At 34.6% G+C, this 24,436-nt stretch carries 19 protein-coding genes; 9 read left to right on the plus strand and 10 right to left on the minus strand.

Going from position 1 to position 24,436, the window contains the following annotated elements:
• The first annotated feature begins 187 nt into the window (after window positions 1–187).
• Both ACNO7W_RS00300 and ACNO7W_RS00305 read left to right on the plus strand, forming a co-directional pair.
• The gene (locus tag ACNO7W_RS00300; RefSeq protein WP_417936568.1) at window positions 188–1,129 is read left to right on the plus strand and encodes an OmpA family protein; all 942 of its coding nucleotides are present in this window, start codon (window positions 188–190) and stop codon (window positions 1,127–1,129) included.
• Window positions 1,130–1,239: 110 nt separating this feature from the next.
• Complete coding sequence (locus tag ACNO7W_RS00305) at window positions 1,240–2,277, plus strand: aldo/keto reductase (protein ID WP_417936569.1); 1,038 nt, start codon at window positions 1,240–1,242, stop codon at window positions 2,275–2,277.
• A gap of 130 nt (window positions 2,278–2,407) precedes the next feature.
• Here the strand turns inward: ACNO7W_RS00305 and ACNO7W_RS00310 are convergent, their stop codons facing one another.
• The 8 genes from ACNO7W_RS00310 to panC form a co-directional block, all read right to left on the minus strand.
• On the minus strand, window positions 2,408–4,375 hold the full coding sequence (locus tag ACNO7W_RS00310) for a transglycosylase domain-containing protein (protein ID WP_417936570.1): 1,968 nt from the start codon (window positions 4,373–4,375) through the stop codon (window positions 2,408–2,410).
• A 209-nt stretch (window positions 4,376–4,584) separates the two neighbouring features.
• Window positions 4,585–5,025, minus strand: coding sequence for a hypothetical protein (locus ACNO7W_RS00315; RefSeq protein WP_417936571.1), 441 nt, complete (start codon window positions 5,023–5,025; stop codon window positions 4,585–4,587).
• 82 nt (window positions 5,026–5,107) lie between these two features.
• The gene (locus tag ACNO7W_RS00320; protein WP_143387138.1) at window positions 5,108–5,512 is read right to left on the minus strand and encodes a hypothetical protein; all 405 of its coding nucleotides are present in this window, start codon (window positions 5,510–5,512) and stop codon (window positions 5,108–5,110) included.
• A gap of 272 nt (window positions 5,513–5,784) precedes the next feature.
• Window positions 5,785–7,428, minus strand: a complete 1,644-nt coding sequence (locus ACNO7W_RS00325; RefSeq protein WP_417936572.1) for a carboxylesterase/lipase family protein — start codon at window positions 7,426–7,428, stop codon at window positions 5,785–5,787.
• 423 nt (window positions 7,429–7,851) lie between these two features.
• The gene (gene radA, locus ACNO7W_RS00330) at window positions 7,852–9,213 is read right to left on the minus strand and encodes a DNA repair protein RadA (protein WP_417936573.1); all 1,362 of its coding nucleotides are present in this window, start codon (window positions 9,211–9,213) and stop codon (window positions 7,852–7,854) included.
• Entirely contained in the window at window positions 9,213–10,361 is a 1,149-nt protein-coding gene (locus tag ACNO7W_RS00335) for an alpha/beta hydrolase (RefSeq protein WP_417936574.1), read from the minus strand. Before ACNO7W_RS00335 ends, radA begins: the two co-directional genes overlap by 1 nt.
• Window positions 10,362–10,645: 284 nt before the next feature.
• A complete protein-coding gene (panD, locus tag ACNO7W_RS00340) occupies window positions 10,646–10,996 on the minus strand; it encodes an aspartate 1-decarboxylase (RefSeq protein ID WP_143387146.1) in 351 nt (116 codons plus the stop codon).
• Window positions 10,997–11,010: 14 nt separating this feature from the next.
• Complete coding sequence (panC, locus tag ACNO7W_RS00345) at window positions 11,011–11,889, minus strand: pantoate--beta-alanine ligase (protein ID WP_417936575.1); 879 nt, start codon at window positions 11,887–11,889, stop codon at window positions 11,011–11,013.
• Between the two features lie 78 nt (window positions 11,890–11,967).
• Here panC and ACNO7W_RS00350 point away from each other — a divergent pair, with 78 nt between their 5' ends.
• The 7 genes from ACNO7W_RS00350 to ACNO7W_RS00380 all read left to right on the plus strand — a co-directional run bounded on the left by ACNO7W_RS00350 (window position 11,968) and on the right by ACNO7W_RS00380 (window position 23,210).
• Complete coding sequence (locus tag ACNO7W_RS00350; protein WP_143387150.1) at window positions 11,968–12,774, plus strand: glycogen/starch synthase; 807 nt, start codon at window positions 11,968–11,970, stop codon at window positions 12,772–12,774.
• 48 nt (window positions 12,775–12,822) lie between these two features.
• On the plus strand, window positions 12,823–14,442 hold the full coding sequence (locus tag ACNO7W_RS00355; protein WP_417936576.1) for a DUF4270 domain-containing protein: 1,620 nt from the start codon (window positions 12,823–12,825) through the stop codon (window positions 14,440–14,442).
• A gap of 9 nt (window positions 14,443–14,451) precedes the next feature.
• Window positions 14,452–16,299 carry a glutamine--fructose-6-phosphate transaminase (isomerizing) gene (glmS, locus tag ACNO7W_RS00360; protein ID WP_417936577.1) on the plus strand — a complete coding sequence of 616 codons (1,848 nt, stop codon included), beginning with the start codon at window positions 14,452–14,454 and terminating at the stop codon, window positions 16,297–16,299.
• 361 nt (window positions 16,300–16,660) lie between these two features.
• Window positions 16,661–19,495 (plus strand): TonB-dependent receptor domain-containing protein, encoded by a 2,835-nt coding sequence (locus tag ACNO7W_RS00365; protein WP_417936578.1) that lies wholly within the window; start codon window positions 16,661–16,663, stop codon window positions 19,493–19,495.
• A gap of 28 nt (window positions 19,496–19,523) precedes the next feature.
• Window positions 19,524–21,089 (plus strand): G-D-S-L family lipolytic protein, encoded by a 1,566-nt coding sequence (locus ACNO7W_RS00370; protein WP_417936579.1) that lies wholly within the window; start codon window positions 19,524–19,526, stop codon window positions 21,087–21,089.
• Window positions 21,090–21,347: 258 nt separating this feature from the next.
• A complete protein-coding gene (gene atpD, locus ACNO7W_RS00375) occupies window positions 21,348–22,859 on the plus strand; it encodes a F0F1 ATP synthase subunit beta (RefSeq protein ID WP_417936580.1) in 1,512 nt (503 codons plus the stop codon).
• Between the two features lie 69 nt (window positions 22,860–22,928).
• Complete coding sequence (locus ACNO7W_RS00380) at window positions 22,929–23,210, plus strand: FoF1 ATP synthase subunit delta/epsilon (protein ID WP_143387158.1); 282 nt, start codon at window positions 22,929–22,931, stop codon at window positions 23,208–23,210.
• A 52-nt stretch (window positions 23,211–23,262) separates the two neighbouring features.
• Here ACNO7W_RS00380 and ACNO7W_RS00385 read toward each other — a convergent pair whose 3' ends face one another.
• Both ACNO7W_RS00385 and ACNO7W_RS00390 read right to left on the minus strand, forming a co-directional pair.
• Window positions 23,263–23,805 (minus strand): GNAT family N-acetyltransferase, encoded by a 543-nt coding sequence (locus ACNO7W_RS00385; protein ID WP_417936581.1) that lies wholly within the window; start codon window positions 23,803–23,805, stop codon window positions 23,263–23,265.
• 95 nt (window positions 23,806–23,900) lie between these two features.
• Entirely contained in the window at window positions 23,901–24,368 is a 468-nt protein-coding gene (locus ACNO7W_RS00390) for a DoxX family membrane protein (protein ID WP_417936582.1), read from the minus strand.
• Window positions 24,369–24,436: the final 68 nt, after the last annotated feature.

A 24,436-nucleotide genomic window follows, 5' to 3' on the forward strand; every position in this document is an offset into this window, starting at 1 on the left:
CACTGAACACCGAAATAAAATATTAACTTGGTGAAGTAATCTTTTTAGTCCTGAACTTGTTTCAGGATCCTGAAACAAGTTCAGGACTAAAAAGGATTTTCACTTTTATCGGGGCTAGGGCATCCCAATATAATTGCGTTTTTGCTTTCAAAACAACAATAGAAATAACATTAAAATACCACGAAAAATGATAAAAAGAGTTTCCATCGGATTAGTAGTACTGGCACTTTCAACCTCATGTGTATCCAAGAAAATATACAATGATTTAGAAAGTAAGTTTGCCGATTTAAAAAAAGAAAACAGAAGCATTTCTGATGAGAATGCCGATTTACTAAAAGCTAAAAATCAGTTAGAACTAGATCGTGACGCTTTAAAAACAGATTTGAGTAAATCAAAATCAGAGCTGGATAAATTGAAAGCAGATTATGCGGCGGCTCAAAATAAATTCAAAGTCTTGCAGGATTCCTATGCCGCTTTAGAAAAAAATAGCAATGATGCTTTGCAAAGCAACATGAAGAAAAATCGCGATTTGCTGGAGCAATTAGACGAGAAAGGGAAAGCTTTGGCATTAGAACAAGAACGTTTAAACAAAAGCGCACAGCGTTTAGATGAACTGGAATCTTTGATTGCTGCCAAAGAAGCCAGCATGAAAAAACTAAAAGAAACATTGTCAAAAGCCTTAAATAGTTTTGAAGGAAAAGGATTGACAGTCGAACAAAAAAACGGAAAAGTATATGTTTCTATGGAGAACAAACTACTTTTCAATTCTGGAAGTTGGACAGTAGGTTCCGAAGGGAAAAAAGCAGTGATTGAAGTAGGAAAAGTTTTGGGAGACAATCCAGAAATTTCTGTTTTGATAGAAGGTCACACGGATGATGATGCATTTACGACTTCAGGGCCAATTGCGGATAACTGGGATTTATCAACTAAAAGAGCCACAGCAATAGTTGCTATTTTGAGTGAAAACAAAAAAATCAACAAGCAAAGTCTTACGGCTGCAGGTAGAGGAGAATTTTCGCCATTAGCTAGCAATTCAACTGCTGACGGAAAAGCTAAAAACCGTAGAATCGAAATTATTCTTACGCCAAGATTAGATGAAATCTCTAAAATGTTGAATGATATTAATTAAAAAAGGGTCAAAGGTTCAAAGATATAAAGGTTCAGAGTTTTTACTTTGAACCTTTATCTTTTGAAACATACCTTTGTATCTTTGCGACTCTGTAACACTGAACCTTAAAAATGAAATATACTACTTTACCGAATACCGATATAAAAGTCAGCAAAATTTGCCTTGGAACCATGACTTTTGGACAACAAAATACAGAAGCTGATGGTCATGCCCAAATGGATTGTGCTTTAGAAAACGGAATCAATTTCTTTGATACCGCCGAAATGTATTCTGTTCCAGCACGTCAGGAAACCTATGGAAGTACGGAGAAAATCCTTGGAACCTGGTTTAAAAAAACAGGTAAAAGAAAAGAAATAGTTTTAGCGTCTAAAATTGCAGGACCCAATCCTAACTTTACCTACATGCGCGAGAAAAATGATTTTTCGCCTGCGAGTGTCAAGTTTGCATTAGACCAAAGTTTGCAACGCTTACAAACCGATTATATTGATTTATACCAATTGCATTGGCCGGAACGTAAAACCAACTTTTTTGGGCAACGTGGTTTCAAAGTGCAGGATGATGCTTGGGAAGACAACATTCACAACGTTTTGGAAACCTTAGACGGTTTTGTCAAAGAAGGAAAAATCAAACATATTGGACTTTCTAATGAAACGCCATGGGGGATTATGCGTTTTCTGGAAGAAAGTAAATACCATAATTTACCAAAAATAAAAACCATTCAAAATCCGTATTCATTATTGAACAGACTTTTTGAAGCGGGTTCCGCTGAAATTTGTATGAGAGAAAATGTGGGGTTATTGGCGTATTCTCCAATGGCTTTTGGTGTTTTATCCGGTAAATTCCTGACCGGAGAAAGTCTTCCAAATGCGAGAATCAATTTATTTCCACAATTTTCAAGATACAACAGCGCACAATGTACCGAAGCTACTCGATTGTATCAGGAAATCGCCAAGAAAAATGGACTGACCTTAACGGAAATGTCTTTGGCATTCATAGAACAACAACCGTTTGTAACTAGTACCATTATTGGCGCCACAACATTGGAACAATTAAAAGAAAATATTGATACGATTCAAGTAACACTTTCGGATGAAATCTTAAAGGCGATTGATGAAGTTCAGGCTGTAATTCCTGATCCGGCACCGTGAATAATAAACCATTTTTTTGTCATTGCTTCGCCAGTTCGGGGAAATCCCTCGTGTCCGACGAAGGAGGAATCCCATTACGTGAGATTCCTCCTTCGTCGGATTGACAATTTCTTTTTACAATTTCCAATAATTAAAGATCAAATTCTTCATCTACGACTAATGAATCCACTTTTATTTGCGTCGAATCTTGTACTTTAAATTTAATAAAAGATTTTGCAGGTCCGGAAATGAGTATGGGTAGCGACTTGTAAATAGTGTCGTCAGGACTCAAAAGCCCTCTTCGGAACATAATATTTGTTAAGAAAGACTCTTGTTTTATCGCAAAATCTTTCAACATGCCTTGGTCGTTGAACTGGTACATGAATTTTTTAGGACTTGGAATAATTCGGGCGAGGTACAAGCATTCATTAAGCGATAACTCCGAAGGTGCTTTCTGGAAATAAAATCGACTTGCTTCGCCAATTCCATATACATCTGGTCCCCATTCGATGATATTAAAATACACTTCGAGCATGCGTTCCTTACTTACGATTCGGTTGTTCTCCAGAATGTACACCAGTAAAATTTCTTCCAGTTTACGTGAAACTGTTTTTTCCCGACTCAGAAAAACATTTTTTACCAATTGCATACTAATAGTGCTGGCACCGCGTGAAAATTTTTTGGTTTTTATATTTTTTGCGATGGATTGTTTGAATGCTTCGTTGATGAAACCACGATGTGAAAAGAAAGAAGGATCCTCTGTGGTCAAAACGGATTTTCTTAAATAAGGGGATATTTGGTATAAAGGTGTATAGTTCGGATTGACTGAACCAACTAATACCGGGCGTTGCAACACATTTTTTATAAGTGCCCGATAAACAAATTCTCCATTGAGTTTATTCAGATTGGCTTCGCCGTATTTTGTAATTTTTAGATTTTCTTTATTCAATTTGCTGTCAAAAACCAGTTGATTGGGTTTGTTTTTATTGAACATAAAATCCAGTTTGTAATCGAAATTACCGTTGGCTTCCATTCCTTGAAAATGGGTGAATAAACCATCAGGAAGCGAAGAAATAAAGTCCTGCGCTTTCATTTTTGGGATGGCCACTTTGAGTTTGTAAATGGTGTCTTTTTCGGTTTCGTAAGCCAGATAAGGATGAAATTTTATTTTATTGAACTGAACCGTCGAAGTACTGTCTATTGAAATAAAATCAGAACCCAATAAGAACCGGTAATCAAATTTGGCATTTTTTAGGATTACATCTTTGCTGGCAATTTTTTGATGATTGATTTTTAAATTGGTAATAGCCATAAAACCATCAATATGTAATTCATCGCCATCCTTATCTATGTTTTGAATATTCAACCGAATGGAATCAAAGCTCGATTTCAGATTGTAGCGCTCGTCAAAATAAGGTACTTTGATAGCACCGGTATCAATATTTACGAAACGAATATCGGCTTTTTTATTTCTTGGATCTGCAAATCCTTTAATTTTCCAACGCTGTGTAAAGGTATTGGTTTGAACTTTTATCGAAGTTTCAAGTTGCTTATTGACCAATCGCAATTTTTGGAAATTGATGGTCGCTTTTTTTCCATTATCATTTAATCGAAAAGAAAGATTGTCCAAAACCATATCGGTTGGAACTAAATTTAGTGCTTTAGAGATGATTCTGTAGGTAAATTGAGCGTAGTCTCTTTTTTCGTTGTTTATTTCTGTTTGGTTGTCTTTTTTTAGAAAAGTATCAAAATTTCTCACTTTCCCTTTCTTTACTAATTGTATAAAACCATTCTTGATTTCTAAAGTTCCAAGTTGAAGATTGCCTACTGCTAATTGCCATAAATTGACACTTGTTTTCAATTTTTGTATTTTAAAAAGAGTATCTGCATTTTTGGGAACTAACACTATATCGGAAAGGTTTATACCTGAGATTCCGTCAAAAGAAGCTTTTTTTACTGAAAAAGTACTGTTGTAATCAATTTCCATTTCATTGGAAACTTTGGCAATAGTCTGCTGTAAAACCGCATCACGGAATAGGTAAAAAGCAACAATTAGAGCTACAAATAATACACTAAGTATTTTTGTCGCTAGAATTATTTTTTGTTTTCCGGTTTTCATAAACAGTTTGATAATTGATAAATTGGGATTGCAAACCTAAGATAAATTTGGTTTGCAATCGATATCTATAAAGAAAAGGAAAATATTCTTAACGGAAATAGTTTTATGTTTTCTTTAGAATTTCGATTAGATTTCATTCTCTTTTAAAGGCATAAAAAAACTACAACCTAAAAGCGTTGTAGTTTCTAAATTATTTTATGGCAGCTAAATTAGCTTTTTGGCTCTGGTTCTTTGTATTCAAATGGGTTATAGAATCTTCTGACTTTAGCCACAATCTCATTTAAGGTCATTTTATCTTCTGTTTCCACTGATTTCAGTTTTCCCGGTTCAATTAAATTATCATCTATTAATTTTTGTTCCAATCTTGTTTTGGTTTGTGCCGGACCAAAAACAATGAGTTCGTCCGATTTTTTAACATAAGACAGAACTGATTTTATAAAATAATCCAGTTCTTGCTTTTTTCGGTCATCAAATTTTTTGTCGCTATCGCCATGATGACCCTCCGAAAAGATCCCTTTATTGCCTTCTTTGTTATGATAAACGCTGTTTTCAACATCAGAATCTATTTCGGTAATTTTTTCTGTATCACCATCAAGAGCAACAATTATTGCTTTTGAGGAGTCTATCCAAATGCCAGTTTGTCTTTTCATGTCTTTGATTTTTTATGTTAAAGTAGATTGTTTTAAAACAGCTTTATTTTGATTCAACAACGGTAATAGTTTTAATCGTATTTTATTGTATCAGAATAGCACTTAGTTGACTTATAAAAACATGTTCTGATCTGTTTTTTTCTAAAAAAGAATTTGCAATGGTATTTGCCGTTTTTAAAATTAAGGTAATAACCTCTGGTGTAAACAAGTGCTGATGCTCTTTTCTGAAAATTTTAAAATCAGGAATCACTTGTTCAGTATCCCATTTGTTAGCCAAAAGCCAGTCAAAAACAATTTCGATTTCATAGGCTGTGTCGTCACCAAATTCATTAAAAGTATTTTCAAACGGAAGCCATTCTGTCTTTACAATTTCTTTGAGTTGCGCGATTTCTTCTTTACGAATGGTTTTGTCTATGGCCGCAATGCAGTAAAACACTTTTCCCAAGTGTTCATAGAGACGAGTCATAGTTTGGTGTGATGGTTTCATTTTTCAATCTTTAGATAAAAAACAATACATAAATTTACAACAAAATAATGAATCTCATTCCTGATTTTAATTTTTTATTAAGTAAGATTTTGATTTTATTGAATATAATCATTTGATTTTCAATTAAAATAAAAACAATTATTTTAATTAACTTGGAGTAATTATGGCTTTTTCTTACTAATACAAATCTTACTAATTATAATTATGAAAGTATAAAAAAAGAGAGGGTACCATATAAATGATACACTCTCTTTTATGGAAATAACAAATTACTATTTTTTTGAATATTCTTTTTCTAAAAATAAGTAGCGGGCATCATTTTCCGCTCTTTTTGATTTTGAATTGACATCAATAATCATGATTTCTGGATTTTCTTCATTTTTTGCCGTTGGCCAAACAGGAAGTTTATCACCGTTTGGATTTCCTGTTTTAATGAAGTTTGCAAAAAAGTTCATCATCATATCAGAGACTTTGAAATCATCTTCTGTCCAAGCATAATCTTTATTGGTTGCTAAATTTCCCATTGCATATTCTATTTCAGCAGAGTGAACAGCTCCTTTTGGTTTAGGTGTTTTTGGAATATTTTTGTCTTTTTTAATGACGCCACCTGCAAGACCTGCTTCTAGTTCATTGTCGCGTATTTCTGGTCTGGGATGTTTGTAATAATAGCGATATACAGGTTGTGTGCTGTTTTTTCGATGCAAATCGAACCATTTCCAAGTGCTGTAGGCAATAAATCGGTCGCTGGCCAGATCTGTGGCAGATTGCTCCGTTACTTCGGGAGTTCCTGCGGGATATAATTTTAAGACTTCCTCGGCTTTATTGCCATATAATTCCTTGATTTTTTGCGTATAATTTTCATTGTTCAGATCTTTTTCCATCATTAAAGCACGGTAGTTCATCTCCTCTGAATTCCATCCCAATAGCAAAGGAATCATGGCTTGTTGTTTGGCTTCAAAAATTTCGGGTAAAGATTTTGGTAAAAAATAACCGTCAATGGTAGTTTTGAAAACACCTAAACTTGTTCCGGCTGATTTTTGATATAATTCAAAAGTAGACATAGTGCGAAGTTCTTTTAATGATGAAGCTCCGATTTTTTTAGCAAATTCAAGACCTGTTTTTTCGCCTTCGGCCAAAGGAACCGGAGATAAGGTAGGAAAAATGGAACCGCCACTTTCGCCAATAGCTCCTGCGATAAGACCTTTTGATAAAGGAGAAGCCATTTGAGCGCTTACGGCAATAGAACCTGCCGATTCTCCTGCGATAGTTACGCGTTTTGGATCACCTCCGAATTTTGAAATATTGGCTTGTACCCATTTCAAGGCGGCATTTTGGTCTAATAACCCATAATTTCCTGAGGCGTGATTAGGAGATTCTTTGGTCAGTTCAGGATGGGAGAAAAATCCCCAAATCCCTAATCTATAGTTTACGGTTAGCGTTACAATTCCTTTTTTTGCCATATTTTCGCCATCATAACGATTTTCTGAACCATCACCGGCGGCAAAACCACCACCGTAGAAATAAACTAAAACCGGGAGTTTTTCATTGGCAGATTTGGCGGGAGACCAAACATTAAGATATAGGCAATCTTCGCTTGTGCCATCACTTCTAAAACCCATATCGCCAAATATATTGGATTGGATTGCTCTCGGTCCAAATTTTTTGGTTTGTTTTACTCCTGTCCAATTAGTTAAAGCTTGAGGAGCTTTCCAGCGTAAATTACCCACTGGTGGCTGTGCAAAGGGAATTCCTTTGAAGCTTTGAATATTCGTTTTTACATCAAATTCACCTTCAATAATTCCGTTTGAAATGGTTGTCTGAACAGGGAAAGCATTTTGATTTTCGGCATGTTGCGCTTTGGAAAAGAAAGGAATTGCCAGTAGCATTAGTCCAATGCATTTTATTTTTAGATTCATAATTTATTGGATTTTATCGTTTAATGTTATTAGTTTTCATAAAGGATAAATAGTTACAAGTAAAAACTAAATAATACATTCATTTCACTTATTTCCTGAATTCTGTTATAAATCTAGAATTCATTCGGGATTATAAAGTTGATTATGACAGTCCGCAATATGTTCCAAAGGATAAAATATGGCACACAGATAACACGGATTGAACGGATTTTGCACAGATTTAAATAACAGTTTGATTCACCGAGTAAAAAAATCCGTGTAAATCGGTATAATCTGTACAATCTGTGGGCTAATATTTATGCTTTATAAATGTACAAACGACGAAAATTGTATTCGAAATGATTTTAGTCCGCATTACGGATAGTCATAAAGTTGATTATGGAATGCTTTGGTCAATGTCTTTTTAAAGAGATAAATGCAATCCTACCCAAATAATTCGCTTGCAATGTCTTCAATCTTTGCGACTAATCGAATTTTAATTGCTGTATTTTTCAAGGCAATTTTATTGTATTTGGATACAAAAATGGTAGAAAACCCCAATTTTTCAGCTTCCTGAATGCGCTGGTCTACACGGTTTACAGGACGAATTTCACCAGAAAGTCCCACTTCTCCGGCAAAACAAAAATCTTTATTTACAGGAATATCTTCATTTGATGATAAAATAGCCGCTACAACAGCTAAATCAATTGCGGGGTCATCTACAGAAATTCCTCCAGTTACATTGAGAAAAACGTCTTTGGCTCCCAAGCGAAAACCTGCTCTTTTCTCTAAGACGGCCAAAATCATATTCAGTCTTTTGGCATTGTAACCCGTTGTGCTGCGCTGTGGTGTTCCGTAAACAGCTGTACTCACTAAAGATTGAATTTCAATCATCAGCGGGCGCATTCCTTCAAGTGTAGATGCAATCGCAGTTCCGGATAATTCTTCGTCCTTATGTGAGATTAATATTTCCGAAGGATTCGAAACTTCTCGCAAACCATTCCCTAACATTTCATAAATACCAATTTCAGCAGTAGAACCAAAACGGTTTTTTAACGAACGCAAAATGCGGTACACGTGATTTCTGTCGCCTTCAAATTGTAAAACGGTGTCGACCATGTGTTCCAGGATTTTTGGTCCGGCAATGTTTCCGTCTTTGGTAATATGACCAATAAGAATCACTGGAATGTTAGTTTCTTTGGCAAATTTTATCAGTTCAGCAGTAGTTTCCCGTATTTGAGAAATACTTCCTGGTGTCGACTCGATATAATCCGTATGAAGCGTTTGAATGGAATCGATAATCACGATTTCAGGCTGTATGGCTTCAATTTGTTTGAAGATATTTTGTGTCTTAGTTTCGGTAAGAATGTAGCAATTGTCTCCGCTTGGCGTGATTCTTTCGGCACGCATTTTTATTTGTTTCTGACTTTCTTCGCCCGAAACATATAAAGTTTTATAAGGTAGTTTTAGGGATATTTGAAGCAAAAGTGTGCTTTTTCCTATGCCGGGTTCGCCGCCTAAAAGAATGAGAGAGCCGGGAACTATTCCACCGCCAAGTACGCGATTAAGTTCACCGTCAGTGGTGTCCATGCGGATTTCCTGAGTGGAATCAATTTCGTTTATTTTTAATGGTTTTGGTGCTTTATTACTAGAAGCGGATTCACTCTTCCAAGCCACTTTTTCTTGTTTTTGAATGATTTCCTCCGCTATGGTATTCCATTCTTTACAGGAATTGCATTGCCCTTGCCATTTTGCATATTGGGCTCCACAGTTCTGGCAAAAAAAAGTAGTTTTTACTTTTGACATTATTTTTTTGGTATTAGACTTTTCATATCATCATATTTTTGATACATCATGTCTTTGGTTAAACTGCCAATCTCTTCTAATTGGGAAGCTGTTTGATATGATTTTGCCGCTTTTTTAGCGTCACCCATTTTTTCATACATAAGGCCCAATTCATAATCGGCAAGCATGGATTTCGGATAGTTTTTCTTGGCAATATCAGATAATTTATCCAATTCCCGGTATGCTTTATTTTTTAGAATAGCGGCTTCAATTGCCTTGAAATCGTTTATTCGAATAGGGATTTTTAAGCCTAAATTTTTGGACATAACATCGTATTTATTCGTCAAATAATCTACATAACCAGCTTGAAGTACAGCAATTTTTTCTGTGTATTCGGTTGATGAAATAGGTTTATAGGAATCAAAAAAATGATACAAAGCATTTGGTATAGAATAAAGTACGAGTGAATAATGTGACGCTCCTTTAAAATTATCAAATTTGTAATTGATTAAAGGATTGGTAACCAGTTTCATATTTTCGTCTAATTTTTTTATAGGCTCCTGAAGCTTTTTCACATCGCCATCTCCAGTGGATTGATAATAAAAAATGGGTTGTTTTAGATTTGAAAGTTTTTCAGAAATACGATTTTCCATCTCAGGAGCAAGTTCTGGACTCAAAGAAATGTAGGCATTAAATAGTGGCACATCTTTGTACAGGAAAAAGTTCAAATAACCAGCTGTGGTACCGTGTCCCGCAATCATTCGGAATGGGGCGATACGGTATTTTTTTTCAAGGTAGGGAAGTAATTCACCGCCAATAAATTCGAAGAATTTTGCTCCTTTTCCTGAAGGTACACCATCTGCCGCATCATAATCGCTGTCGGCTATTCGCTCGTCTTTTTTATTTTGAGTTATACCAACGATTATAGTTTCTGGTAAATCATCCCAATAAGCACCGTAGTTTAAAGCGCCATAAAAAGGATCGAACAGGTAATCTCCATCAAGCAAAATGAGTAATGGATATCTTTTGGTAGGATTTTTTTCATAGGAAGGGGGTAATCCAATTGTGATTTCTCTACTTTCACCTAGCTTATTTGAATCGAATGGTTGCGTTGTTTTTTGAGAAAATGCTGTAATAGAAAATAGTAATAAGAGTAATACTTGTTTCATGATTCGGGTGTTTTAGAAATTAAATTTATTCTAAATGGAGTAGCAATATAATACTTTTATTTGCTTAAAAAACAAGAATAGGTAAAGAATGGAGACGTATTTTGGCTTTTTTACAAAATTAAGTATGTTCTGTTTGTGTAAAATAACGTAGAAATTTTTAGTCACTGATTCGCTGATTTCATTGAAAAAATCAGCGAATCAGTGACTAAAAACAGGATTGTTCGTTATGAAGCAATTGCTTTAGATTCAAAAAAACAAAACAAAAAAAAGGTTTTTTTAAAAGATTAGGTCAAAGAATTATCATTTTCATTAGGGAAAATAATCCAGGGCTTGAAGGTTTTGGCTTCTTCAAATTCTAGGAGGGCATAAGAAATAATGATAATAATATCGTCTCTTTGTACTTTTCTGGCAGCTGGACCGTTTAGGGTTATAATGCCTGAATTTTTTTCGCCTTTGATGGCATAGGTGTCAAAGCGTTCGCCATTGTTGATATTTACAATGAATACCCTTTCTCCTTCAATGATATTGGAAGCTTCCAGTAAAGCTTCGTCAATGGTAATGCTTCCGATATAATTTAAATCGGCTCCAGTTACTTTTACTCGGTGTATTTTTGATTTTACGACTTGAATTTGCATGCTACAAAAGTAAATTAATTTAATGAAATGGTGTCAATCAAACGAATATTGTTGACAAAAACAGCGATAAAAGCGCGGTATTTTTTATTTTTATTTTTTCTTACGCAAGGTAAAAGGGTTGCCTCATCAGCAATTACGAAATATTCTAATGTGAAATGAGTGTTCTTTTCGAATGATTTTTGAATCCATTTCGCTACAGATTTGGCGCTGTTTGTTTCAAATTTTTCTTTCGAAATAGTTAGCGTTTTATAGATTATGGCGGCTTCTTCTCTTTCTGGTGCTGATAAGCGTTCGTTTCGAGAACTCATAGCGAGATTGTTGGATTCTCTAAAAATGGGACAGCCAATTATGTTCACGTTTAAGTTGGTTTTAGCGACCATTTTTTTTACGATTTGCAATTGCTGAAAATCTTTCTCACCAAAATAAGCGTTTGTAGGTTCTACAATTTCAAAGAGACGTTTTACAATAGTCCCAACACCATTAAAATGGCCAGGTCTGAATTCTCCTTCCATTTGATTTTCTAATCCGTCAAAATCAAAAGATTGTGACAGGGGTTGTCCATCATAAATGTCAGCAACAGTTGGAGCATACAAGATGATTTCTGGACTCAAAGCGGTAAGTTTTTTCACATCTTCTTCTAATGTCCTTGGATATTTTGCTAAATCTTCCGGATTGTTGAATTGGGTAGGATTTACAAAAATACTCACTACTGTATTTTCATTTTCCAATAGCGATTTTTGCATTAAAGCCAAATGTCCTTGATGTAAAGCGCCCATAGTTGGAACAAATCCAATAGTGGAATTCGAAGTTTTGATAGATTTCAAATAGTCTCTCAAAGCTGCTTTTCCATAGAAAATATGCATGGTGGTATTATTAAAATTAAATGCAAACATAATATTTTAGTTAATAACTGCATAAATTTTTGTAATTTTGCGTGGTTTTTATTACCAATAAACTAAGTAAATTACAATATGAAAGATAAGAGGATATTATATGTATCATCTGAAGTGGTGCCTTATCTCGCTGAAAATGAGGTTTCTTTAATGTCTTATGACGTGCCGAAAATGATTAATGATCAAGGAGGACAAATAAGAATTTTCATGCCTAGATATGGAAATATAAATGAAAGAAGACACCAATTACACGAAGTAATTAGGCTTTCGGGGATGAATTTGGTAGTAAATGACTTAGATATGCCATTGATTATAAAAGTGGCTTCAATTCCTAAAGAGAGGATACAAGTTTACTTTATTGATAATGATGAGTATTTCAAACGAAAAGCAACATTTGCAGATGAAGAAGGTGTTATGTATCCAGATAATGATGAGCGGGCTATTTTCTTTGCAAAAGGAGTTGTAGAAACCGTAAAAAAATTGAACTGGGTTCCGGATATTATTCATGTTCACGGATGGATGGCAGCAATGTTGCCTATTTACATGAAACATTTTTATAAAAACGAAGCTTTATTTTCAGAAACAAAGATTGTTACTTCCGTTTACAGCCAGTCTTTCGAAGGAACATTAGACCCAGAAATGATTAATAAGGTGAAGTTTGACGGTATTCCTAATGAAGCAATAGCTGATTTAGAAATTCCTGATTATGAAAACATTATAAAAGCAACCGTTATGCATTCGGATGCCGTAATTATTGCTTCAGAAAACCTGTCTTCAAGTTTAACAAAATTTATAGAATCTTCGGGTAAACCTTTTTTACCTTTCACCCCGAAAGACAAATTCGCGGAAGCGTATACTAATTTCTATAAAAACGAAGTTCTTTAAATTAAACTTTTATTATTAAATATGTACAATATTTCTTTTTTTAAGAAAATGCTTGTTTTAGCAAGCATCATTCTTTTGTATTCATGTGATAAAGATTATAATGCGATTGGTGGTGATTTAATTGGTGACAATCACTTTGATCTTAGCAAGTATACATCAAATGTAATAGCCTACAACCAAAAAATCGGACCGATTCAATCTAATAATTTGGCGGTTAATGCTTTGGGAATATATAAAAATCCCGCTTTTGGTACAACAAACGCAAATTTTGCTACACAATTGGTTTTGGCTTCCCCTAATCCAGAAATAGGTGCCAATCCGGTTATAGACAGTGTTTACTTAACGGTGCCTTATTACAGTACTTTAAAATCAACAAATGCAGATGGAAGCCATGAGTACGAGTTGGATTCTATATATGGTGAAAGTAAAGCGAAAATAAAACTAAGTGTTTTTGAATCTGGATATTTCATGAGAGATTTAGATCCTATTGGAGGATTTCAAGAGCCTCAAAAATATTTTACGGATCAAAATGCTGATTTCGATAATGCTAAAGTGGGAAGTCGTTTAAATAATGATGTCAACTTAGTTCAGAATGATGGATTCTTTTTTGATTCTGAAGAAATTGTGGAAACAACCAAAGACGATGCAGGTAAAGTTACCACTACACGTTCAGTTCCTGCAATGCGCCTAAAATTAGATGCAAATTTTTTTAAGAATAAAATCATAAATGCTCCGGCAGGTAAATTGATTACAAATGATGTGTTCAAAGAGTATTTTAGAGGTTTGTATTTTAAAGTGGAAAAAGCAGATGGGAGCGATGGTAGTATGGCTATGTTGAATTTTAAATCAACAAATGCTAAAATTACTATAAAATACAAAGAAGATTTGGCCTCAACAACTGGAGGTTCTCCAACAAGAGTGGAAAAATCGATAGTTCTTAACCTGTCCGGCAATACGGTAAGTTTATTGGAACAGAGTAATACAAACACTACTTATGCTAATGCGTTGATTTCTCCTGATACGTCATTAGGTGACGAAAAATTATATCTAAAAGGAGGGGAAGGTTCTTTGGCTATTTTGGATCTTTTTGATAAAAAAGATTTGAAAGGATATGATTCCAATGGAAATCTAACAGGTCCTAATGGCATTTCAGATGAATTAGACGATTTGAGAAATCCAGCTGATGGTAAAAAGTGGTTAATTAATGAAGCGAATCTTGTTTTCCATATTGATGCAAGTGCAATGGCAAATAGCCATGAGCCGAATAGAATTTATTTGTATGATTTAACAAATAATAGACCTCTTGTTGATTATTATGACGCATCAACGAATAGCAATCCTAAAAAAGCAAAAGGAATATTTGATGGTAATATAAATAAAGAAGTTGTGGCCAATGGTAGAGGGTTAAATTATAAAATCAGAATCACAAATCAGATACGAAATCTTATAATGAACGCCGATTCTACAAATGTTAAGTTAGGCCTTGTGGTTACAGAAGATATAAGTACTAGTGCTTCTTCCAAAATGAAAACTCCAAATGCATTTATTTCTCAAGCACCAAAAGCGAGTGTAATGAATCCATTAGGGACAATCCTTTATGGTGGAAAATCAACAGTTCCTGAGGACAAAAGATTAAAACTTGAAATTTTTTATACAAAACCTAATTAAGTAAAAAGTATGTGTGGAATTGTTGGATATATCGGTTATAGAGAAGCTTACCCTATTGTTATAAAAGGGTTGAAACGATTAGAATATAGAGGATATGATAGTGCTGGTGTCATGTTATATGACGGCGAGAACTTAAAAATCTCTAAAACTAAAGGTAAGGTTGCAGATTTAGAAGAGAGAGCATCTAAAGAAATTTCAATAAACGGAACGATAGGAATGGGGCATACGCGTTGGGCAACACATGGTGTTCCAAACGATGTTAATTCTCATCCTCATCTTTCTAATTCAGGTGATTTGGCAATAATTCACAATGGAATTATTGAAAATTATGCGCCTTTGAAAAAAGAATTAATAAAAAGAGGATACGTATTTCATTCTGATACCGATACTGAAGTACTTGTAAATCTTATAGAGGAAGTTCAGATAAAAGAAAAATTGAAAATTGGTAAAGCTGTTCAGCTCGCTTTGAACCAAGTGGTTGGCGCTTATGCGATTGCTGTTTTTGATAAAAAAAATCCGGATGAGATTGTTGCGGCACGTTTAGGAAGTCCTTTGGCAATTGGTGTAGGAGAAGGAGAATATTTTATTGCATCCGATGCCTCACCATTTATTGAATATACATCTAATGCTATTTATTTAGAAGATGGTGAAATGGCAAATATCAGATTGCATAAGCCAATGAAAGTTAGAAAAATTAAAGATGATTCTTTAGTTGATCCTTATATTCAAGAACTTCAAATGAATTTGGAGCAAATTGAAAAAGGAGGTTACGATCACTTTATGTTAAAAGAAATTTATGAACAACCTGATGTTATAAGAGATACATATCGCGGAAGGCTTCACGCAAATGAAGGAATTATTCAGATGTCGGGGGTTGAGGACAATTTAGAGAAATTCTTAAATGCTGACAGAATAATAATTGTGGCCTGTGGTACCTCATGGCACGCGGGTTTAGTGGCAGAATATATATTTGAAGAGTTTGCTCGAATTCCGGTAGAAGTAGAATATGCCTCTGAGTTTAGATATAGAAATCCTATCATAAATAGCCGCGATGTCGTTATTGCAATTTCACAATCTGGTGAAACGGCTGATACAATGGCAGCAATTAAGTTAGCCAAAGAACACGGAGCTTTTGTATTTGGGGTTTGTAATGTTGTTGGTTCTTCTATTTCGAGAGAAACTAACGCAGGTGCTTATACTCATGCTGGGCCTGAAATAGGTGTTGCATCGACAAAAGCATTTACTACACAAATTACTGTATTGACAATGATTGCGCTGCGTTTGGCGAAAGCCAAAGGAACAATGTCTAACACCGACTTTCACAGGTATTTGCAAGAATTAGAAATTATTCCTGAAAAAGTAAAAGAAGCTTTAGAAACAAATGATAGAGCAAAAGAAATTGCTTCTGTGTTTAAAGATGCTCCTAACTGCTTGTATTTAGGAAGAGGATATAACTTTCCTGTGGCTCTGGAAGGTGCATTGAAACTTAAAGAGATATCTTATATTCATGCTGAGGGCTATCCTGCCGCTGAAATGAAACATGGCCCGATAGCATTAATCGACGAACATATGCCTGTGGTGGTTATTGCTCCAAAGCAAGGTCATTATGATAAGATTGTAAGTAATATTCAGGAAATTAAATCCAGAAGTGGAAAAATTATTGCAGTGGTGACCAAAGGCGATACTCAGGTTCGTGATTTGGCTGACTATGTGATCGAAATCCCAGAAACGTCGGATGCTTTGTCTCCGCTCATAACTACGATTCCTTTACAGCTTTTATCCTATCATATTGCTGTTATGAGAGGATGTAATGTAGATCAACCCCGTAATTTAGCAAAATCAGTTACTGTAGAATAAAAGTGCATATATTAACTTTAAATAAAAAACCCTCGGAAGATTTTTCTTTCGAGGGTTTTTGTTTGCTTTTACTTGCCAATTTAAAAAATTACCATAAAAATGAATTTTTTTTTCCTTTCATTCACTTTTATTAAATAGTTAAAAATTAAGAAAATTATTAAGATTAATGTATTTATTATATGCATGCATAATGTTATTTTGATTTTTTTACTTAATTTTTAACAAAAAATAAAAAACAAAAAATGTAGAATAAGTATAAATGAGTCAAAATCATTGATAATTATGAAATTTTAAAGGCTCTTTTTTATTAATATCAAAAATATTTGTACTTTGGCGTCATAAACCAACAAACTTTAACCCAATGAGAGTGTATTTACTTTTTTTGTCATTGTTTTTTTGTAGCCTAACTTTTGCTCAAAATTCAATTTCAGGCATTGTTACAGACAGTAACAATCAGCCTATTCCTGGAGCCAACATCAAAATTGTTGGAGAAACCGCTGGTAGTATTACCGACATCGATGGAAGATTCATTTTAAATTCATCAAAAAAACCACCTTTTGTAATTATTGTTACAAGCGTAGGGTATGGTTCTCAAAAAGTTACGGTTTCATCAAATAATCAAAAAGTAGCGGTTAAACTTGCCGATGAAGAAACTAAACTGAATGAGATTGTAGTTTCTGCTTCAAGAACCCCAGAAAGAGTATTGGAATCTCCAGTTACAATTGAGAGAATGAGTATTGCTGATATCAAAAAAACGGCATCTGCAACTTTTTATGATGGTTTAGAAAACTTGAAAGAAGTTCAGATGAATACAAGTAGTTTGTCTTTTAAATCAATAAACACACGTGGTTTTGCTACTGTAGCCAATACACGTTTTATGCAATTGGTTGACGGAATGGATAACTCTTCACCATTATTAAATTTCGTGTTAGGAAATATGATTGGTGTTTCAGAAATTGATGTTCAAAGTGTAGAGTTGTTGCCGGGTGCGTCATCTGCTTTATATGGTGCAAATGCTTTTAATGGTATTTTGTTTATGAATAGTAAAAGTCCATTTACAAGTCAGGGAATTACTGCTTATGCAAAATTTGGACAGACAAGTCAAGAAGCTGCAGGATCAAATGATTTCATTGATTATGGAGTAAGGATGGCTCATGCGTTCAGTTCGAAATTAGCTGGAAAAGTTAATTTTACTTATATGCGAGGTACTGATTGGTATGCTACAAACTATAATGACAAGACCCATTCCGGTATAGATAGAAGTAATGTAAATTATGATGGAATAAATGTATATGGTGATGAAGTTTCAACTAACATAAAAGGAGTTGGGCAAGCATTAGCTTCTTTAGGTTTAATATCTGGTGCAGCGGTAAATTTACTTCCAAATTATAATGTAAGTAGAACAGGGTATAATGAGGTAGATTTAACAGATAACAAAGCGAGTAATACAAAAATTGATTTTTCACTTCATTACAGACCTTTTGGAAATGAAAATTTAGAAGTGATATGGCAAAGTAAATTTGGTTTCGGAAATGCAGTATATCAAGGAGCCAATAGATATTACTTAAATAACTTTTTCATGCAACAGCATAAATTAGAGTTTAAAGGGAAAAACTTTTTTGTAAGAGGTTATACTACTACTGAAGATGGTGGAGAATCATACGATATGCTTTTTACAGGGATTAATGTAAATAGAAAATGGAAAGATGATAAAACATGGTTTGGGCAATATGCAGGAGCTTATATTCAATCTACATTAGCAGGAATGACGCCTGAAAATGCGCATATAATAGCAAGGAATACTGCTGATACTGGAAGATTTCTTCCTGGTACTCCAGAATTTAAAGCTGCTTTTAATAGCGTTATTGCTGATCCAAGTGTGCTTTCGGGTTCAAAATTGGTTGATAATTCTAAAATATACCATTCTGACGCTAATTATAATTTTAAAGACATTATAAAATTTGCAGAAATCCAAGTTGGAGGGTCTTTCAGACTTTATGAATTAAATTCTCACGGTAGAATTTATACGGATGCAAATGGGCCTATTAATTATAATGAATATGGTGCTTATACACAATTAACAAAAAGATTTTTAGAAGAACGATTGAAATTTACAGGTTCTGTTCGTTATGATAAATCAAAAAATTTCGACGGTAGTGTTTCTCCAAGAATATCACTAGTATATTCAGGAGGAGAAAGTAAGAAACACAACTTTAGAGCTTCTTTTCAAACAGGTTTTAGAAACCCGTCAACACAAGATCAATACATTGGTTTTAATGTGGGAAGCGCCATATTGCTTGGTTCGGCTCCGGATAATTTAACAAGATATAGTGAAACTTTACCGGTTTCTACTGCAGTTGGTCAAGCTTTTGCCGGAGGATCATCTGTTGTTATGACTGGTTTGAATGCCTATAATAATTCGTATACCGCATCATCAGTACAGGCGTTTGGTGCATTGGCAGCTAGTGACCCTATTGCAGGATCAGCTTTGTTAAGAAAAACAAATGTAAATTATGTGAAACCAGAACAGGTGAAAGCATTTGAATTAGGATATCGTTCATTGATAAAAGATGTATCAATTGATATTAATGGGTATTATAATATTTACAATGATTTTATTGGGAATCTAAATGTTGTGGCTCCGTTTTATGGTACGGCAACTGATTCACCAAATCCTCTAGCAGGACCAACAGATTCTGGAGTGCAATCATTACACGCGCTTCAAAATGGCAATTATAGAGCGTATCAATTATATACCAATACTAATATAGAAATCAAATCGCTTGGTTTTGGTCTTGGACTTTCTAAAAAAGTGTATAGAAATTTTGAAGCGGGTGTTAACTATAATTTCGCAGAATTTAATTTCGATCAAGAAAAAGACCCAAGTTTTGAAGCGGGCTTTAATACGCCAAAACATAGAGTAAAAGCATCATTTGGAAACGAAAAGTTATTTGATAATTTTGGATTTAACATAAGTGGAAGATGGAATAGTGAGTATTTGTGGCAATCTACAATGGTAGATGGTATGATCGATGCGGCTACTGTAATTGATGCTCAAGTTAATTATAATATGCCAAAATTAAAATCAACTCTTAAATTGGGAGCTTCAAATATTGGTGGAAAAGAATATACTCAAGTATTAGGTGCGGGATTAATTGGGCAGCAGTTTTTTGCTTCTTGGACAATCAACCCGTAATTGAGTCAATAATTTAAAAAACATAACCATGATAAAAAATTTCAAATGGCTACTATTGGTTTCTTTAAGCTTTGTAGCATGTAATAACGATGATGATAATACAACTGTTGTTGAAGAGCCAGTTACTTCAGGGACAGCTAGCTTTACGAAATATGTGGCATTAGGAGATTCTTTTGCTGCGGGATATAGTGATGGCGCACTTTTTAAAAAAGGGCAAGAAGGTTCTTATGTTAATATAATATCGCAACAATTTGCTACAGCTGGTGGGGGTGAGTTTAAAACGCCTTTTACATCTGATAATGTTGGAGGATTGTTGTTAGGAGGAAATGTAATAGCGGGTGTTCGTTTGTATTTTAACGGTGTCGCGCCAGTATCGGTTAGTGGGACTCCTACGACTGAGGTGACTACTAAAATTACGGGACCTTTTAATAATTTAGGTGTGCCTGGAGCAAAAAGTTATCATCTTGTAGCGCCGGGATATGGAAATGTTGCGGGTGTTGCTACTGGTGCTGCAAATCCTTATTTCGCGCGATTTGCCACTGCTTCTGGAACAACGGTTTTAGCGGATGCTTTAGTTCAAGTGCCTACTTTCTTTTCATTGTGGATTGGTGTTAATGATGTTTTGAGTTATGCAACATCTGGGGGTGTTGGTGTAAACCAAACAGGGAATTTAAATCCGGCTACTTATGGGGGAAATGACATAACAGATCCTAATGTTTTTGCAAGTGTTTACTCAGGTTTGGTTACTAATTTAACAGCCAACGGCGCAAAAGGAGTAGTTGCGAATCTTCCTTATGTAAATACATTTCCTTATTTTACGACCGTTCCTTACAATCCATTGACTGCTAAAGTTCTTGGTAGTGGTAGTGAAGCTGTAGGCCAAGCTACGATAGCTGCTTTAAATGCTCAGTTATACGGTCCGTTAAAACAAGCATTAACGGCATTTGGAGCAGGAGATAGAATTAACCTTCTTTCTACAACGGTTGCTAATCCAATGTTGATTAAAGATGAGTCTTTGGTAAATTTGTCTGCTCAATTAACAGCAGCTTTTACTCCAAGCTTGGGTGCGGCTACTGCAGCTTTTTACGGAAGCGTTTTTGGACAAGCCCGACAAGCTACTGCTGCTGATTTGGTTGTTTTGCCAACACAATCTGCCATAGGAGCAGCTCCTACTGCCAGTGATTCTGGTATTGGAATGGCACCTCCATCTCCTTTAAATAAATTCGGAATTACCTATCCATTACAAGATAAACATGTGTTAGTACCAACTGAAGTTGCAGAAGTAAAGGTTGCTACTGACGCTTATAATAGCTCTATAAAAACAATTGCTGATGCTAAAGGATTGGCTTTTGTTGATACGAAAGTGATTATGACTCAATTATCAACTGGAGGAATTGTAAGTAATAGTTTTACATTAACTTCTGCGTATGTAACTGGTGGAGCATTCTCACTGGATGGTGTTCACCCAAGTCCTAGAGGTTATGCTTTAATTGCGAATGCATTTACGGCTGCAATTAACGCTAAATATTCTTCAACATTAAAACCGGTTGATTTAAGTCTTTATCCAATATTATATCCAGCCATAATTCCATAATCGCAATTTTGGTCAAGCCTAAAAAACCACCCATTTTGCGATGAGGTGGTTTTTTTATTTTGTACAGAAAATAGGTTTTTATTTGTTTTGAAACGCTTTTAAAACAAACTAGTAAAATTATCCTGTTTTTTATAAAAAAAATTATTGATTTTATATTTTAAAAATTTATCTTTGCGCACTGAAAAAAGTGTCTAATCGATGAGTTTCGATTGGTTCTGTTTCATAAACCTAAATAGCTATTTAATAAATACATAAGTAATGTCTAAAGTAATAGGAAAAGTTGCCCAGATCATTGGCCCAGTAGTTGACGTTGTTTTCAACGGTAAGGATGTTGAACTTCCAAAAATTTATGATTCATTAGAAATCACAAAAAAAGATGGTACTTTATTAGTACTTGAAGTACAATCTCACATTGGTGAAAACACCGTTCGTACCATTTCGATGGACTCAACAGATGGTTTGAGTAGAGGTTATGAAGTAGTTGGAACAGGAAATCCTATCCAAATGCCGATTGGTGCCGATGTTTACGGTCGTTTATTCAACGTAATTGGAGACGCCATTGATGGTTTAGGTAATTTACCAAAAACAGGTGAAAACGGAATGTCAATTCACCGTCAAGCACCAAAATTCGAAGATTTATCTACTTCTTCTGAAGTTTTATTCACAGGAATTAAAGTAATTGATTTAATTGAGCCTTACTCAAAAGGAGGTAAAATTGGATTATTCGGTGGTGCTGGTGTTGGTAAAACAGTATTGATTCAGGAATTGATTAACAATATAGCAAAAGGGCACGGTGGACTTTCAGTATTCGCAGGAGTAGGGGAAAGAACACGTGAAGGAAATGACTTACTTCGTGAGATGTTAGAGTCAGGAATTATAAAATACGGGGATGAATTCATGCACTCTATGGAAAATGGAGGATGGGATTTATCTAAAGTTGATATGTCAGGAATGAGAGAGTCCAAAGCTACTTTCGTTTTCGGTCAAATGAATGAGCCACCAGGAGCTCGTGCTCGTGTGGCACTTTCTGGATTGTCTATCGCTGAATATTTCCGTGATGGTGCAGGTACTGATCAAGGGAAAGATGTATTGTTCTTCGTGGATAATATCTTCCGTTTTACACAAGCAGGTTCTGAGGTTTCGGCACTTTTAGGTCGTATGCCATCTGCGGTAGGCTATCAGCCGACTCTTGCTACTGAAATGGGTGCGATGCAAGAGCGTATTACATCAACAAACAAAGGTTCTATTACATCTGTACAGGCGGTTTACGTTCCTGCGGATGATTTAACTGACCCTGCGCCAGCAACAACATTTGCTCACCTTGATGCAACAACAGTATTGTCTCGTAAAATTGCTGAATTAGGTATTTATCCTGCAGTGGATCCATTGGATTCAACTTCAAGAATCCTTACGCCACAAATTTTGGGTGATGAACATTATGACTGTGCTCAAAGAGTAAAAGAAATTTTGCAAAAATACAAACAATTACAAGATATCATTGCGATTCTTGGTATGGAAGAATTATCAGAAGATGATAAATTAGCCGTTTCAAGAGCACGTCGTGTTCAACGTTTCTTATCTCAACCTTTCCACGTTGCTGAGCAATTTACAGGATTAAAAGGAGTTTTAGTTGATATTAAAGATACTATCAAAGGATTTAATATGATTATTGACGGTGAATTAGATCACTTACCAGAATCAGCTTTTAACCTTAAAGGTACCATCGAAGAAGCTATCGAAGCTGGAGAAAAAATGTTAGCGGAAGCATAAATTAGTATTCAGTGTTCAGTCGCAGTATTCAGTACTGTGACTGTAAACTGTGACTGTAAACTAAAAACCATGATTTTAGAAATAGTATCACCAGAAGCGAAATTATTTTCAGCAGAAGTGACTTCGGTTACATTACCAGGAGTTGATGGAAGCTTTCAAATTTTGAATAATCACGCACCAATCGTTTCTATTTTAGGAAAAGGAGTTGTGAAAATTGCAGCTTCTAATTTTGCTTTTGCAAAAGAAATAGCAAGTAAATTTACAAAGCTTGATGACCAAAATTATACGCTAGCAATCACTTCAGGGACAATTGAAATGAAAGACAATAAAGTTATTATTTTAGCTGACTAAAGTAATTTCGATTATAAAAAATGAAAGCCTAACGTAATTGTTAGGCTTTTTTTTATGCCCAATCCCAAAGCATAATATTCCAAACAATTCCATTTTCTTCATAATTATCTATCGTTTTGAAACCAATCGCCTCATGTGCTTGCATCGAGCGAAGGTTTATAGCGGCGACTTCAGTAATTAGATAATCAAATTTATGTTGCAGTTCCTCTTTGTAAAAATGATAGAGTCCTCGGAATATTCCTTGTTTTCTATAATTTTTATCTACGCAAATTTGGCCCATTACAACGTATGTTTTATCCTTGGGTACTAATTCATCAATTCTTTCAAACATGGGGATAAGAACCTTAATTTCGTTTCTAAAGTCAGAAAGCATTACCAAAGCAAAACCAACGACTGTATTATTATCCTTGGCTATAATATGTGCACAAGCTGCATTCATTTGTTCTAATAAGGCAACAGTGTGCTGTACGGTGACAAATCCCTCTTGAAGTTTTTCTTCAGAAGTTATATTTTGGGGACTATTTTGTAATTGAAGTGTTCTGATTTGTTCCAGTTCGTCTAGAGTTGACGCTCTTTTATAAGTTATGGATTTCATTTGATTTTATTGATCACGGATTAATTAATTGGTATTTTTCTATCTGTAATTATAAAATTAGGAAATCTTAGATTATGCTTCACAAATTTTAATTTTTATTTTATAATTAGTTTCGAATTCATTTCAGTATAATACTTTTCGTTGTATTTTCCAGCAATTACAAGAGCTCCAGAAATTAAGATAAGATTTTTAATTATGTATTGCCCAACTAAAGTAGGACAGTAAGGAAATACATCGAAACACATAGTTTTTAGTATGAAAACAGGAAAGAATGTAACGGCCATGTGCATTAATAACAATGCAATTGTATAGGGGATAAATCGTTTTACGAGTAATCCAAGACCAATAATTACTTCGCATATACCAAGAATTGGAATAAATATTTCTGGTTTAAACCAATAAACTGTTTTTTCTACCAGATCACCAGCAGGAGTCATTCCGAAAATTTTCAAAGCACCAAACCAGATGTAAACTATTGCCAGAGAAATTCGCATCATATTGACACTGTGTTTTTCCATTTCTTTACTAAATCTAAAATAAAGGAGGTTGAATGTTGGTTTCATAATAATGTTTAATATTCGTTTTTTAGAGTCAAAATTGGAAGTTTATTATTATTTCCAATTGAATAGCA

The organism is Flavobacterium sp. ZB4R12 (genome assembly GCF_048276375.1).
GTDB lineage: Bacteria > Bacteroidota > Bacteroidia > Flavobacteriales > Flavobacteriaceae > Flavobacterium > Flavobacterium gawalongense.